Here is a 14,623-nt window from a genome sequence, read left to right on the forward strand (position 1 = left end):
CAGCGGAGCGGGAAGCAACCAGGCCGCGCGAACGCGGCCTGGGCTGCACATGCTTAACGTGCGACGGGCAGGACGCCGAAGATGGTGCGGTACAGCACGCCCATGACCATGACGAACAGCGGGATGGTCCAGATCAGGCCGATGCCCAGCGGGATGGCGCTGATAGACACGATCAGGCCGAGCAGCAGGAACAGGCCGAAGACCTTGAACCAGTGCTGGGTGATGGCCTTGCGCGAGGCTTCCATGGCCTGCCACGGCGACAGGCCACGCTCGACGATCAGCGGGATGGCCAGCATGTAGGCCACGGCCAGGTAGATGCCGGGGATCAGCAGCAGGATCATGCCCAGGTAGATCAGCAGCATCATCAGCACGGCAGCGATCAGCAGCGGTACGAGGCTGCCGAAGTGGCCGAAAATTTCGTTGAAGCTGATCGGCTGGCCCGCTGCGCGGCGAATGCCGACCATGGTCAGGCCGGCGAAGAACGGGTAGCTCACCGCCGAGGCGATGATGGTGGTCAGCAGCTGACCGATGATGATCAGCGCCAGGCTGTCGCTGAACATGCTGAAGATGCCCAGCACGCCACCGACCACGAACGAGGCGACCAGAATCGCCACGTAGAAGATCAGGAAACCGCCGATGATGATGCCTTTGGTGCCTTTGGTCAGCTGCCAGGCTTCGCTGAGCAGGCCGCCAATGGTGAAGTCGTAGCCCCGGCTCAGGGCCTGTTCGACGCTCAGTGCTTGGGCGCCGGTGGGCGCGTCTTGCAGCTGGCTGGTGGGAACGGCATACGGATTGGTCGTGGTGTCACTCATGATTCATCCTTGGCGAGCGGCAATGAGATTGTTTCCTGATGTTAATAGTGGATTAGATCGCTAACAAGGGGGCACTCGCTGCCTCGTTGCCAAGGTCGTGAAGGCCATCAAGTTTTTGCCAGGCTGTCGTGGTTTGTGAACGAGCGGCAACAAACCTAGACTGCGACGCTCATTCGTCACAGGAGTCCGCCGTGCCTTCCAGTCTGTTCTGGTACGACTACGAAACCACCGGTATCGACCCGCGCCGTGATCGACCGCTGCAGGTCGCCGGCATCCGCACCGACGAGCAGCTCAACGAAATCGACGCGCCGATCAATCTGTACTGCCAGCCAAGCAACGATATCCTGCCGCACCCCGCGGCCTGCATGATTACCGGCATCGGCCCGGACCGGCTGGCGCGTGAAGGTTTGAGTGAAGCCGAATTCATGACCCGCGTACATGCCGAGCTGGCGCGCCCCGGCACCTGTGGCGTGGGCTACAACAGCCTGCGTTTCGATGATGAGGTGACGCGTTACAGCCTGTACCGCAACTTCTTCGACCCCTATGCCCGCGAGTGGCAGGGCGGCAACAGCCGTTGGGATCTGATCGACATGGTGCGCACCGCATATGCGCTGCGCCCCGAAGGCATCGAATGGCCACAGGACGAGCACGGCGTTAGCCTCAAGCTCGAGCGCCTGACCGCCGCCAACGGTATCGATCACGGTCAGGCTCACGATGCGCTGTCGGACGTGCGCGCTACCATCGCCCTGGCGCGGCTGATCCGCGAGCGCCAGCCCAAGCTCTATGACTACCTATACGGGCTGCGCAGCAAGCACCAAGTGCTCGATCAGATTCGCCTGCTGCAACCCCTGGTGCATGTGTCCGGGCGCTTTTCCGGAGCGCGGCATTACCTGGCAGTCGTGCTGCCGCTGGCCTGGCATCCGCGCAACCGCAATGCGCTGATCGTTTGCGACCTGCACCTGGATGCGGCGCCGTTGCTGAGTGAAAGCGCCGACACCCTAAAGCAACGCCTTTATACGCGGCGCGATGACCTGGGCGGCGAACTGCCGGTACCGCTCAAGCTCATACATATCAATCGCTGCCCGGTGATCGCACCCCTAGGCGTATTGCGCGACGAAGATTGCCAGCGCCTGCAGTTGGACAAGACCGAGTTGCAAGCGCGCGCCAAGCGATTGGCTGATACCCAGGAACAGTGGCGAGACAAATTGCCGCAGGTGTATACGGAAGAAAGTTTCGCTTCGGTGATGGATCCCGAGCAGCAGTTGTACGATGGTTTTATTGGTGACCGCGACCGCCGACTTTGCGAGCAGGTGCGTAATTGTGATCCGGCCCAATTGGCTGCGCAGTCCTGGCCATTCGATGATGCACGGTTGCCCGAGTTACTGTTTCGCTACCGGGCCCGTAACTTCGCGACGACCCTGAGCAGTGAAGAACAATTGCGCTGGCATACGTTCTGCCGGCAGCGTCTTAGCCAGCCTGAGTTTGGTGCGCCCAATACGCTGGTGAGTTTCGAGACGGAGATGGCGCGCTATCTGACTGAGGCAAACGAAAGTCAGCAGGCAGCACTGCACGCCTGGCTTGCGCACGCGCAACAATTGCGTCAGCGATATGGTCTACAAAACGAAGGGAAATAAAACTGGTTGCCAGTGTTAAATCATCAGGTGGTCAATCGAATCTTTCTATTGAGTTGATTGAATAGACGCCCATAAAAAACGCCAGCAATGCTGGCGTTCTTCATGGACTCACCGCCCCGGTCTGGCATCAGCCCAGCAGGGTGGCCCAGCCTTCGACGACGTCGGCGCCCCACTTGGCTTTCCACTCTTTCAGGGTCTTGTGGTTGCCACCTTTGGTTTCGATGACTTCACCGGTGTTCGGGTTTTTGTACTGCTTAACTTTGCGAGCACGCTTGCTGCCGGTGGCGGCTGCTTTACCTGCTGCGCGCGGCGCTTTGCCAACTTTGGCTTCTGGATCGAGCAGCGCAATGATGTCGCGCAGCGATTTCTGATATTCGCCCATCAGGGTGCGCAGCTTGCCTTCGAACTCCAGTTCCTTTTTCAGCTTGTCGTCTTGCGACAGGCTTTTCAGACGCTCTTGCAGTTCTTTGATGTTTTCTTCGAGGCTGCGGTATTCAGTGATCAGCGACATGTGCGTACCTTTAATGCAATGCAAGGGAGGGGCTAAGTGTTGCTTATAGTAGACAGGGGCCGGTTTTAAGTAAACCGCTTTGTATTAAACAGACGTGCCCCAAGAAAAGAAGTTGCACGGCTGGGTGACTATTTAATTAGCGCTTAAATTAGCTTCAACACTAATCGTCGGCACAGCTAAACAGTGAAGGTATAACTGCAAGTGTCGGTGACTTCTTGCGGACCTGGCCGCATCGTCCATGCCCGGCACGACGGGCGCCTGGTACAGCTACTGCAGTTTTTTGTGGGTGTGGCTAAAATGCGCGCCTTCGCTAATTCTCTGGAGTTGTTCATGCGCACTTTTCGGCTGGTAATCGCCTGCCCTGATCGTACCGGCATCGTGGCCAAGGTCAGTAACTTCCTGGCGACCTACAACGGCTGGATCACCGAAGCGAGCCACCATTCGGACACGCAGAGCGGCTGGTTTTTCATGCGCCACGAAATCCGTGCCGATTCGCTGCCCTTCGACCTGGACGGCTTCAATCAGGCCTTCGCGCCCATCGCCCGTGAGTTTTCGATGGAATGGCGCATCACCGACTCGGCGCAAAAGAAGCGTGTGGTGCTGATGGCCAGCCGCGAGTCTCACTGTCTGGCCGACCTGCTGCACCGCTGGCACAGCAACGAGCTGGATTGCGACATTCCCTGCGTGATTTCCAACCATGACGACCTGCGCAGCATGGTCGAGTGGCATGGCATCCCGTTCATCCATGTGCCGGTGGACCCGCAGAACAAGCAGCCAGCATTCGATGAGGTCGCGCGCCTGGTCGAAGAGCACCGCGCTGATGTGATCGTGCTGGCGCGCTACATGCAGATCCTGCCGCCCAAATTGTGTCAGGACTATGCGCAGCGCGTGATCAACATCCACCACAGCTTCCTACCGTCCTTCGTCGGCGCCAAGCCCTATCACCAGGCCTCGCTACGCGGTGTGAAGCTGATCGGCGCTACCTCTCACTATGTGACCGAGGAGCTGGACGCCGGCCCGATCATCGAGCAGGACGTGGTGCGCGTCAGCCATCGCGAGACCATCGAGGAGATGGTGCGCCTGGGCAAGGACGTGGAAAAAATGGTGCTTTCCCGCGGTCTGCGCTATCACTTGGAAGACCGAGTGCTGGTGCACAACAACAAGACGGTGGTATTCGACTAAGCCGTCTGGCCCGATGCTCGAACAAGGAGTTCGCGTTCATGCTCAAGTCCGTCAAAGTGCGTGATTACATGACTCGTCACCTGGTGACCTTTCATGCCGATACCGATCTGTTCACCGCCATCAACCGCTTGCTCGAGCATCGTATTTCCGGTGCGCCCGTGGTCGACGGCCAGGGGCGTCTGATGGGTCTGCTGTCCGAGGGCGATTGCCTGCGGGGTATTCTGCAGGGCGCCTATTACGAGGCCACCGGCGGCACCATCGCCTCGTACATGACCAGCACTGTGGAAACCACCTCGCCTGAGGCGGACATCATCGAGGTGGCCGAGCGCTTTCTCAAAGGTCGCCGCCGCCGCTTTCCGGTGGTCGAGGGCGGCAAACTGGTCGGCCAGATCAGCCGTCACGACGTGCTACTGGCGGTAAAGGAGTTCGCCCAGCATGAACAAGGCCGGGCGAGGGGCTGATCGCCATGGCTGACGACAAACCCGATGTGCCGGGCACAGCGACGCCGCCACCGGTAGTCGGCCAGGGCTGCGTGCAGCGCTTCGACCCCGAGGCGCTGAGCGATGAGGACGGCACCGAGTTCGAAGGGGCCGAAGCCTTGTGGCAACGCATGCAGCGCGAGCAGCAGAGCTGCGATAAATGAAAAAGGGCGCCACTGGCGCCCTTTTTCATTGCTCCGGCTTCAAATCCGGAAGCTGTCGACCAGGTGCTTCAGGCGCGCGGCCTGCTGCTCCAGATCGGCGCAGGCGCGCAGGGTGGCCTGCAGGTTTTCCACGCCTTCCTGATTGAGGGTGTTGATCTCGGTAATGTCCATGTTCAGTGCCTCGATCACCGAGGTCTGCTCCTCGGTGGCAGTGGCCACCGACTGGTTCATGCCGTCGATCTCGCCGATGCGCAGGGTCACACTGCCCAGGCGCTCGCCCGCCTGGTTGGCGACCTCCACGCTCTGCTCGCTGTAGTGCTGGCTCTCGGTCATGGTGGTGACCGACTCGCGGGAGCCGACCTGCAGCTCCTCGATCATCTTCTCGATTTCCTGGGCCGATTCCTGGGTGCGATGAGCCAGGTTGCGCACTTCATCGGCGACCACCGCGAAACCGCGGCCCGCCTCGCCAGCGCGGGCGGCTTCGATGGCGGCGTTGAGGGCCAGCAGGTTGGTCTGCTGGGAGATGCTCTTGATCACCTCGAGAATCTGCCCGATGTCCGTGGTCTTGCCAGCGAGCATCTCGATCTTGCTGCGCGCATCGACCACCTTGGCGGAAAGGTCGGTCATGGCATTGATCGCCTGCTGCACAACCTTGCCACCGTCTTCGGCCTGATGGCGGGCGTCGGAGGCCTGATTGGAAGCGTCTGCGGCGTTACGGGCGATTTCCTGGGCGGCGGCGCCCAGTTCGTTGATCGCCGCGGCCACGCTGTTGGTACGGCTGGCCTGTTCGTCGGAGTTGACGATCGAGGAGTTGGAAGCGTTGACCACCAGCTTGGCGACTTCGTTGACCTGGGCGGTGGCCGAGGACACTTCACGGATCGAGGCGTGGATGCGCTCGACAAAGCGGTTGAACGAGCTGGCCAGCGCGCCGAATTCGTCGTGGGACTGGATGGCCAGGCGCTTGGTCAGGTCGCCTTCACCGCGGGCGATATCTTCCATGGCCTTGCCCATGGTGGTCAGCGGTTGCATCAGCACGCGGATCAGCACACCGAGCAAGGCGATGATCAGCGCCACGGCGATCAGCGTGGCGATGGCGGCCGACAGGCGAAATTCATCCAGCGCCGCGTAGGCCAGGTTCTTGTCGATGGACAGGCCCACGTACCACTGCACGTCCGGCAGGCCTTTTACCGGCGAGAAGGTCAGCAGGCGCTCCTGGCCGTCCTGGGTGACTTCGGTGAGCTTGCTGTCCAGGCCGATGGTGGCGTTGGGGTAGAGGTCGCGCAGGTTCTTCATCACCAGGTCGCCCTGAGGGTGAACCAGCACGGTGCCATCCTTGCTGACCAGAAACGCATAACCCAGGTCGCCCAGGTCAATGGAGTTGATGATCTTCACCAGGGTATCCAGGCTGACGTCGCCGCCGGCCATGCCGAATGGCTTGCCGTCCGCACCATGTACCGGGGCGATGGGTGAGATCACCAGGGTGTTGGTGATCTGGTCGACATAGGGCGCGGTGAGCAGGGTGCGGTTGGCCTGAGCGGTGTCCTTGTACCAGGGGCGGGTGCGTGGATCGTAGCCGGCCGGCATCTCGGTCGGTGGGCTGGACAGGAAGCGGCCGTCGCTCTGCACACCGACATAAGTGGACAGGAAAGCCTCCTTGTAGACCGGGCGGGAAATCACCTCCTGCAGGTTGCCCGCGGCGATGGCCAGCTCCAGATTCTGGGCCAGGCTCTCGACCAAAAGGATGCGCCCGGACAGCCAGCTTTCGATATTGCCGGCCGCGGCGTTACTGGCCTGGCTGAGGTTGCTCTGGAGCGAGGCCTGGATGCTGCTACGCTGGCGGCTGTCGTTATAGAGGCTGAACAGAGCGAAGGCGACCGTGACCACCAGGGTGGCGGCCAGCAGGATCTTGTGGCTGAACTGCAGGTTTCTCGTCATGGCATCTTGCGTCCGGTGATCACTGGAACCAGTCTGGTAGGGCGTCGCCAAGTGGCGAGTGGGCAGGCGGCCGAAGTTGGGCTGAATCGGTCATGGCCTGGCGGTTATGTCGGCAGCAGGTCGCTAAAGCTTTAATCCAGAGGACGGTGGTATGGCTTTGAATCAGCAATTCGTTCTGGGCGCGGGCATTGATGGCGAAGCGGTAGGCCAGTCACTGCGCCTGACCAACCGGCACGGCTTGATCGCCGGCGCCACGGGCACCGGTAAGACGGTCACTCTGCAGCGCCTGATCGAGAATTTCAGCGATGCCGGCGTGGCGGTGTTCGCGGCAGACGTGAAAGGTGATCTGTGTGGCCTGGGCGCCGCCGATGCGCCCCGGGGCAAGGTGGCCGAGCGCATCGCCAGCATGCCGTGGCTGGCGCACAGCCCGACGGCCTACCCGGTCAGCCTCTGGGATGTGCACGGGCAGAGCGGTCACCCACTGCGCACCACGCTGAGCGAAATGGGGCCGCTGCTGCTTGGCGCATTGCTGGAACTGACCGACAGCCAGCAGGCGGCGCTGTATGCGGCGTTCAAGGTGGCGGATCGCGAAGGCCTGCTGCTACTCGACCTGAAGGATCTCAAGGCGCTGCTCAATCATCTCAAGGAGCAGCCCGAGGTGCTGGGCGCCGACAGCGCGTTGTTCACCAGCGGCTCGGCCCAGGCGCTGTTGCGACGCTTGGCCAGCCTTGAACAGCAGGGCGGCGAGGCGCTGTTCGGTGAGCCGGCCCTGCAACTCGAAGACATTCTGCAGCCGGATCGTGAGGGTCGCGGGCGCATCCATCTGCTCGACGCCAGTCGCCTGGTGCACGAGGCGCCCAAGGTCTACGCGACTTTCCTGCTCTGGTTGCTGGCCGAGTTATTCGAGCAACTGCCCGAGCGGGGCGATGCCGACAAGCCGGTGCTGGCGCTGTTCTTCGATGAGGCGCATCTGCTGTTCGCCGATACCCCGAAGGCGCTGCAGGTGCGCCTGGAACAAGTGGTACGGCTGATTCGTTCCAAGGGCGTGGGCGTTTACTTCGTCACCCAGTCGCCGGGCGATCTGCCCGACGATGTGTTGGCCCAGCTCGGCCTGCGCATCCAGCATGGGTTGCGGGCGTTCACCACACGTGAGCAGAAGGCGCTGCGCGCCGTGGCCGATGGTTTCCGAGCCAATCCGGCGTTCGATTGCCTGTCTGTGCTCACCGAGCTGGGTATCGGCGAAGCGCTGGTGGGTACCCTGGAAGACAAGGGCACGCCAGCCATGGTGCAGCGTGTGGCCATCGCGCCGCCGCAATCACGTATCGGCCCGCTGTCCGAAGGTGAACGCGCTGCGTTGATTCGCCAATCGCCATTGGCCGGGCGTTATGACAGACCTTTTGATCGGGAGTCGGCCTACGAGATTCTAACCGCGCGTGCAGCCCAGGCCAGCCAGAACGCTGCACCGCCGGCCAAACAGGATTCATCCACGGTCGGCAGCGCTGGCGAATACCTGGGCGGTCTGGCGAGCCAGGCGTTGAAGAGCGCCATGCGTCAGGCAGCCACTCAGCTCGGGCGGCAACTGGTCAGGGGCTTGATGGGGTCATTGCTTGGCGGCAAGTCCAAGCGGCGTTAGAAAGTGCCACGCCGGCGTGCGCTTGTGCACAGTCGCCGGCGCTCTTCAGTCTCAGGCGCTTTCGGCTCTGGCCTCGGCTTTGCTGGACAGATCTTTTTCGATCTTTTCGATTTCTTTGTCGAAGGCCTGGTCGAGCAGGCTGGCCTTCTTGCGCCACGGCTTGCGTTCCGGATCCGGTTGGGCGGCGTAGGTGATCACTTCACCGCCGTATACATCCTTGTAACGCTGCGCCTGGCGCTCGAGTTCGGCGCGCAGTTCGTCTTTCGTCACGATAGTACCCATGGTTTCCAATAGAGAGATGGGCAACAACGTAAGACCGAGCGGTCTCACTGGTACGGTCGCCACATCTTTATGAAGCCTATACCCTTTCGATAGTTCAGGTTATTCGCAGATGCGACCGAACCCAGGGCAGGCGGGTGATTATCATCAACCCGCGCGGAAAGTCCAGCACGGCGGCCCCACGACGTGAACTGCCCGGCTCAGTTCAGGGGCCGGTACTGCAAGGTAAAGGTCAGGCCAATGCGCTGATTCTGGTTCAGCAGCACCAGGCCCGGTTTGCCGGGCAGGTGATGGGCGTTGACAGGGTGGCTGACCGGTTCGAAGCAGAAAAAGGGTTTACCTTCCGGGCAGAAAAGCAGATAGATGCCCTGATCGCTGCCGATCTCCAGGCTGTAGCCGGCTTGCGGTTCGATGATCCGCGCCTGGCCGTTCCAGCCGATAAAGGCATTGTCGGTATGCACGGCCGGCAATTCGCGCTCCGCGGTGAAATCCCAGTGATGCGGCAGATCGTCCAGACCTGTGGGCAGACTGTTGGCGTCGCAGTGCCAGACTTGCGCGGCCGCGGCCTGCAGGCGCGTGTGGGGCGTACGCGGGAAGTACGGGTGCAGGCCCAGACCGTGCCAGATTGGTGCTTCGCCGCGATGGGTAACCTGCAGGTGAATCGTCAGACGACCATCGTTGAGCTCGAAGCGCTGCTCGGCGGTAAAGGCAAATGGAGTCTGGCTGTCCAGGCGCAGCAGCGCTGCACGCTCACTGTGCTCGATGACTTGCCAGGGCTGCTGCCAGGCGCTGCCATGGATCGGCAGGGGCGAGTTGTCGGCATTGGCAGCGAGGGCCAGCCAGCCTTCGGGGTTGTCGAAACCGCCTTCGGTGATGCGGTTGGACCAGGGCGCGAGCGGGTAGCAGCCGAGCAGACGTGGAGTGCCGGCGGCGAGCGCCTGTTCGTCGGCGTGGCGCAGCAGCGGCTGGGCGGTGGCGATGACCGACCAGTTGGCAATTGCGCCACCGATGCTAGGCGTCAGGGTCAGCTGGGTGATACCGTCTTGCAGGTGCAGAGTGTCGAGCGACATGGGCAGTACCTGTGCAGTTAACGCGCCGTTAGGCGGAGATAAACGAAGAACGTGTCATCATACAACTCTCTGATATATGATGCGCTCTGGCCACCCAGACGATAACGACATCCTTATGGAAACTCAGAACACGCAGCCACGTGCGCGGCGCAAGCATCGAAGCCTGGCACAGGAGCTGGTCGCAGAGCTGTCCCAGCGCATTCGCGACGGGGTGATCAAGCGTGGTGAAAAGTTGCCGACCGAGTCGGCGATCATGGAAGAGCAGGGCGTGAGCCGCACCGTGGTGCGTGAAGCGCTGTCGCGTCTGCAGGCGTCCGGCCTGGTGGAAACCCGCCACGGTATCGGCACCTTCGTGCTGGACACGCCCAGCCCCGGCGTTTTCCGCATCGATCCGGCGACCATCGTCACCCTGCGCGAAGTGCTGGCCGTGCTCGAACTGCGTATCAGCCTGGAAGTCGAGTCGGCGGGCCTGGCTGCACAACGCCGTACTCCCGAGCAACTGGCCGCCATGCGCCAGGCGTTGGATGCGCTGAACGAGGGCGCGGCCCATGAAAGCGATGCGGTGTCTTCGGATTTCCAGTTTCACCTGCAGATCGCCCATGCCACGGGCAATCGCTACTTCACCGATATCATGAGCCACCTGGGCACCAGCATCATTCCGCGCACGCGCCTCAATTCCGCCGGTATCGCCCACGACGACCATGCCCACTACATGGCGCGCCTGGAGCGTGAGCACGAGCAGATCTTCGAAGCCATCGCCCGCCAGGATTCCGATGCCGCCCGTGCAGCCATGCGCCTGCACCTGACCAACAGCCGAGAGCGCCTGCGTCAGGCCCACGAGTCGGCCGAAGTGGCCGCCAAGCAGGCCTGAAACCACGAGGCCGGCAAAGGGCCTGGGCGCTGAGTCTACTTCCGTAGACCAGCACCCAGGCCCTTTTTCATTTCTGCAGGATCGACGCGCAGCCTGTCGTGAGAGACTGCTTAAGCATCCTTGCGATAAGTCAGCAGCACGATGCCCGTCAGCACGATTGCGCCGCCGATCATCTGCATACCGCTCAATACCTGATCCAGCAGCAGCCAGCCGAACAGCAGCGTGGCGATGGGCTCCATGTTCATCACCGGGGCGTTCTTGGCCATGTTCAGGCGCGGCACGGTGACGAACAGCATGCAGAAGGCGATGCCGTAAAGCAGCACCAGGGCGCCGAGGGCAGTCCAGCCGGTGCCGTTGGTGGGCAGGTTCATGCCGCCGGGGATCAGATCGGCGCTGCCGGCCACCACCATGCTGCTGAATACGATCATCAGGGTGAGCATGCTGCGCACCGAGCCGCGCAGGCTGGAGAGCTTGTGATCGGTGATCCACAGCGCGCAGGCGAACACGCAGGCGGCCAGGAACGAAGCGCTCACGCCGAGGAGCCACTCTGGGCCTGCCTGCTCGCTGGCGTTCAGGCGCGCCGGTAGGTCCAGGGCGAAGACCAGACCGGTGAGGATCAGTCCCATCAGCATCACCGTGCGGCGGGTGGGCGCCGAGCCGCCCAGTGCCCAGGTGAGCAGGGCGAGCAGGATCGGGAAGGTGTTGCCGATCAGCAGCGCCAGGGCCACCGGAATACGTGCCACGGCGGTATACAGGCAGATACTCTGGGTGGCGATCAACAGGCCTAGCAGCAGCTGCCAGCGCCAGGCACCAGGCGGCATCTGCAGGGCCTGGCGTTGCCACAGCACGATGCCGAGCAGCACCAGCATGGTCACGCCGGAGCGGCAGAGAATCGCCAACAGCAGGCCGGTCTGGTTGTCGAAGGCGATACGCGCGGCAATGTGGTTGCCGGCGAAGGAGCAGGCCAGCAACGCCAGGATCATCACGGCGATGTGGCGGGGAAACAGGGCAGGGGCAGTCATAAATACAATTTCCGTATCCAGTTAAGCCTTGAGCGCCTGACGGTTTGTACCGTTCTCGCTGCGCTAAAAAAAACGGCGGATCGCGTTGTGCACGCGACCCGCCGCGGGTGGAGCGGTATCAGAGTACGACGCTAGGCAGCCACAGCGAGATGGCCGGCACGTAGGTCACTGCCATCAGCACCATGAACAGGGCCAGGTAGAATGGCAGCAACGCCTTCACGGTGTTCTCGATGGTCACCTTGCCAATGGCCGCGCCGACGAACAGCACCGCGCCAACCGGCGGGGTGATCAGGCCGATACCCAGGTTGACCAGCATGATCATGCCGAAGTGCACCGGATCGACGCCGAAGGAGGTGACCACCGGCAGCAGGATCGGGGTCAGGATCAGGATCAGCGGCGCCATGTCCATCAGCGTGCCCAGGGCCAGCAGCATGATGTTCACGCACATCAGGATCACGTAGCGGTTATCCGACAGGGTCAGGAACGCGGTGGTGATTTTGGTCGGGATCTGCATCAGGGTCATGATGTAGCCGAACGCGGCCGCGAAGGAGATGAGGATCATCACGATCGACAGCGTGCGTACGGTGCGGTGCAGCATCTTCGGCAGTTCACGCCACTTGTAGTCGCGGTAGATGAACATGGTCACGAAGAATGCCCAGATCACCGCCACGGCAGCCGATTCGGTGGCAGTAAACACGCCGGAGAGGATGCCGCCCAGGATGATGAACATGGTCATCATGCCCCACAGGGCTTCGACGCAGATCTTGATCGCCTGACGCAGCGGGATCACTTCGCCTTTCGGGTAGTTACGCTTCTTGGCGAACCACAGGCACAGGGCGGCCATGGTGGCGCTCATCAGCAGGCCCGGGCCTATACCGGCCATGAACAGCGCGGCGATGGACACCGTGCCGCCAGCGGCCAGGGAGTAGATCACCGAGTTGTGGCTGGGCGGGGTGAGCAGCGCCTGCACCGAACCGGAAACGGTCACGGCGGTGGCGAATTCACGCGGGTAGCCTTTCTTTTCCATTTCCGGGATCAGCACCGAACCTACCGAGGCGGTGTCGGCCAGGGAGGAGCCGGAGATGGCGCCGAAGAAGGTCGAAGCGGTGATGTTCACCAGCGACAGGCCGCCGCGCACGAAACCGACCAGCACGCCAGCGAACGCCACCAGGCGACGCGCCATGCCGCCTTCGGCCATGATCGCACCGGCCAGCACGAAGAACGGAATGGCCAGCAGGGAGAACTTGTTCACCCCACCAGCGATCTGGATCATGATCGCCTGGAGCGGGATGTCGATGTACCAGGCACCGATCAGGGCGGACATGCCGAGCGCATAGGCGACCGGAACGCGCAAAAGGATCAGGGCAAGGAAACTGCCTACGAGAATGGCGGCGTCCATTACACGGCCTCCTTGGCTTCTTCAGCGGCTTCGAAGTTGACGACGCGGCGTTTGTGCTGGTCGCCATAGAGCAACTGCTCGATCACGAACAGCAGGGTGATGAAACCGCCTACGGGAATCGGCATGTAGCTGATGCCGACGCGCACCGAAGGCAGGGTGCTGAGGAATTGGTTCCAGGTGGCCATGCACAGCTTGTAGCCCCAGATCAGCATGAACAGTGCGATGGCCCCCATGGCCAGGCGCACGAAAAGAGTGATCAGCGGCTGCACGAGGGTCGGCAGGCGATCGGTCAGTGAGGTCACAGCCATGTGAGCCCCGGCGCGGTAGCTGGCAGCGGCACCGATAAAAGTGAACACCACCATCAGCATGACGGAGATGGGCTCGGGCCAGCCCAATCCTTGCCCCAGCACGTAACGGCTGAAGACGCCCCAGGGGATGATCGTGGCCATGATCACGATCGCCAGGCTGGTGACGATGATGCAGGCACGATAAATGGCGTCATTGACGCCCAGAACCAGATTTTTCATGTGACTTCACCGGAAGGTGTGGAGCCGGCAGAACGCCGACTCCTTACGCGTTACGCGTGCGCGAGGGATTACTTGACGGCTTCGATGCGCTTGATCAGGTCGGCGAACTGAGCACCGTACTTCTCACGTACCGGAGCGGTCGCGTCGTAGAAAGGCTTGGTGTCGACTTCGATGAACTCGACGCCTTCGGCCTTGAGCTTCTCGTTGGAGGCGTTTTCCTTGGCGACCCACAGATCACGCTCTTCCAGCTGGGCTTCCTTGGCCAGTTTCTTGACCAGGGTCTGCTGCTCGGGGGTCAGCTTTTCCCAGGTGGTCTTGGACATCAGCAGCGGCTCAGGCAGGATCAGGTGGTGGGTCTGGGTGTAGTACTTGGCCACGCGGAAGTGGTTGTGCTCGAGCAGGGTCGGCGAGTTGTTCTCGGCGCCGTCGATCACACCGCTCTGCAGGGCGCTGAAGATTTCACCGGTGTCCATGGCGATGCCGTTGCCGCCCATGGCGTTGAGGGTGTCGATGAACAGCGGGTTGCCGATCACACGGATCTTCATGCCCTTGAGGTCTTCGATCTTGCGCACCGGCTTCTTGGTGTAGAGGCTGCGGCTGCCGGCTTCCATCCACGCCAGGCCGACCATGTTGAAGTCGGAGTTGGTGATGGAGTCGAGGATTTCCTGGCCGATTTCACCGTCCACGACTTTGCGCATGTGGTCGATGTCGCGGAACACGAACGGCATGTTGAAGACGTTGGTGGCCGGAACCACCGAGCCGACCGAGCCCAGGCTGACGCGGGTCAGCTGTACGGCGCCGATCTGGGTCTGTTCGATCACTTCCTTCTCGGAACCCAGTACGCCGCCGGCGAACATGCGCGACTTGATCTCGCCATTGGTGGCGGTATCGAGTTTCTTGCCGAGGTTTTCCATGGCCACCACGGTCGGGTAACCGGCTGGGTGGATTTCGGCGATCTTCAGGGTCATGTCGGCCTGAACCAGGGTGGACAGACCCATGGCCAGAGGGAGTGCGGCGATCAGTAACTTGCGCTTGAAGTTCATGTGAAGCTCCGTGTTGTTGTTGTTGGTGTGAAGCGTTGTGTCGCGTTTGCGCGCACGTCAGT

15 protein-coding genes are annotated in these 14,623 nt (G+C 61.9%); 6 read left to right on the forward strand and 9 right to left on the reverse strand.

Annotated elements, in window-relative coordinates; genetic code table 11:
* Window positions 1-53: 53 nt before the first annotated feature.
* Entirely contained in the window at window positions 54-812 is a 759-nt protein-coding gene (locus BM279_RS17335; RefSeq protein WP_093505741.1) for a DUF2189 domain-containing protein, read from the reverse strand.
* 191 nt (window positions 813-1,003) lie between these two features.
* On the opposite strand from BM279_RS17335, the gene sbcB reads away from it, so the two are divergent.
* Entirely contained in the window at window positions 1,004-2,446 is a 1,443-nt protein-coding gene (gene sbcB, locus BM279_RS17340) for an exodeoxyribonuclease I (RefSeq protein ID WP_093505743.1), read from the forward strand.
* Between the two features lie 127 nt (window positions 2,447-2,573).
* Here sbcB and mvaT read toward each other — a convergent pair whose 3' ends face one another.
* Window positions 2,574-2,957 (reverse strand): histone-like nucleoid-structuring protein MvaT, encoded by a 384-nt coding sequence (gene mvaT, locus BM279_RS17345; protein ID WP_013790082.1) that lies wholly within the window; start codon window positions 2,955-2,957, stop codon window positions 2,574-2,576.
* 330 nt (window positions 2,958-3,287) lie between these two features.
* Here mvaT and purU point away from each other — a divergent pair, with 330 nt between their 5' ends.
* Genes purU through BM279_RS23430 form a run of 3 tightly spaced genes read left to right on the forward strand, consistent with a single transcriptional unit; the run spans window position 3,288 to window position 4,782 of the window.
* Window positions 3,288-4,139: a formyltetrahydrofolate deformylase gene (gene purU / locus BM279_RS17350; RefSeq protein ID WP_013790083.1), complete on the forward strand. Its 852-nt coding sequence runs from the start codon at window positions 3,288-3,290 to the stop codon at window positions 4,137-4,139.
* Between the two features lie 38 nt (window positions 4,140-4,177).
* Complete coding sequence (locus BM279_RS17355; protein WP_093505745.1) at window positions 4,178-4,600, forward strand: CBS domain-containing protein; 423 nt, start codon at window positions 4,178-4,180, stop codon at window positions 4,598-4,600.
* 5 nt (window positions 4,601-4,605) lie between these two features.
* Window positions 4,606-4,782, forward strand: a complete 177-nt coding sequence (locus BM279_RS23430) for a hypothetical protein (protein ID WP_167363164.1) — start codon at window positions 4,606-4,608, stop codon at window positions 4,780-4,782.
* A 39-nt stretch (window positions 4,783-4,821) separates the two neighbouring features.
* On the opposite strand, the gene BM279_RS17360 is transcribed toward BM279_RS23430, so the two are convergent.
* On the reverse strand, window positions 4,822-6,717 hold the full coding sequence (locus BM279_RS17360; protein ID WP_093505747.1) for a methyl-accepting chemotaxis protein: 1,896 nt from the start codon (window positions 6,715-6,717) through the stop codon (window positions 4,822-4,824).
* 151 nt (window positions 6,718-6,868) lie between these two features.
* Here BM279_RS17360 and BM279_RS17365 point away from each other — a divergent pair, with 151 nt between their 5' ends.
* Window positions 6,869-8,350: a helicase HerA-like domain-containing protein gene (locus BM279_RS17365; RefSeq protein WP_093505749.1), complete on the forward strand. Its 1,482-nt coding sequence runs from the start codon at window positions 6,869-6,871 to the stop codon at window positions 8,348-8,350.
* A 51-nt stretch (window positions 8,351-8,401) separates the two neighbouring features.
* Here the strand turns inward: BM279_RS17365 and BM279_RS17370 are convergent, their stop codons facing one another.
* Window positions 8,402-8,620 carry a hypothetical protein gene (locus BM279_RS17370; RefSeq protein ID WP_027906000.1) on the reverse strand — a complete coding sequence of 73 codons (219 nt, stop codon included), beginning with the start codon at window positions 8,618-8,620 and terminating at the stop codon, window positions 8,402-8,404.
* 209 nt (window positions 8,621-8,829) lie between these two features.
* A complete protein-coding gene (locus BM279_RS17375) occupies window positions 8,830-9,699 on the reverse strand; it encodes an aldose 1-epimerase (protein WP_093505751.1) in 870 nt (289 codons plus the stop codon).
* A gap of 115 nt (window positions 9,700-9,814) precedes the next feature.
* Here BM279_RS17375 and BM279_RS17380 point away from each other — a divergent pair, with 115 nt between their 5' ends.
* Complete coding sequence (locus BM279_RS17380) at window positions 9,815-10,570, forward strand: FadR/GntR family transcriptional regulator (protein WP_093505753.1); 756 nt, start codon at window positions 9,815-9,817, stop codon at window positions 10,568-10,570.
* A gap of 110 nt (window positions 10,571-10,680) precedes the next feature.
* On the opposite strand, the gene BM279_RS17385 is transcribed toward BM279_RS17380, so the two are convergent.
* The 4 genes from BM279_RS17385 to BM279_RS17400 form a co-directional block, all read right to left on the reverse strand.
* On the reverse strand, window positions 10,681-11,592 hold the full coding sequence (locus BM279_RS17385) for an EamA family transporter (protein ID WP_093505755.1): 912 nt from the start codon (window positions 11,590-11,592) through the stop codon (window positions 10,681-10,683).
* Between the two features lie 118 nt (window positions 11,593-11,710).
* Complete coding sequence (locus tag BM279_RS17390) at window positions 11,711-12,991, reverse strand: TRAP transporter large permease (RefSeq protein WP_093505757.1); 1,281 nt, start codon at window positions 12,989-12,991, stop codon at window positions 11,711-11,713.
* Window positions 12,991-13,518, reverse strand: a complete 528-nt coding sequence (locus BM279_RS17395) for a TRAP transporter small permease (RefSeq protein WP_093505760.1) — start codon at window positions 13,516-13,518, stop codon at window positions 12,991-12,993. Before BM279_RS17395 ends, BM279_RS17390 begins: the two co-directional genes overlap by 1 nt.
* A gap of 68 nt (window positions 13,519-13,586) precedes the next feature.
* Window positions 13,587-14,561, reverse strand: coding sequence for a TRAP transporter substrate-binding protein (locus BM279_RS17400; protein WP_093505762.1), 975 nt, complete (start codon window positions 14,559-14,561; stop codon window positions 13,587-13,589).
* Between the last annotated feature and the right edge of the window lie 62 nt (window positions 14,562-14,623).

The sequence above is a fragment of the Phytopseudomonas straminea genome, assembly GCF_900112645.1.
GTDB lineage: Bacteria > Pseudomonadota > Gammaproteobacteria > Pseudomonadales > Pseudomonadaceae > Aquipseudomonas > Aquipseudomonas straminea.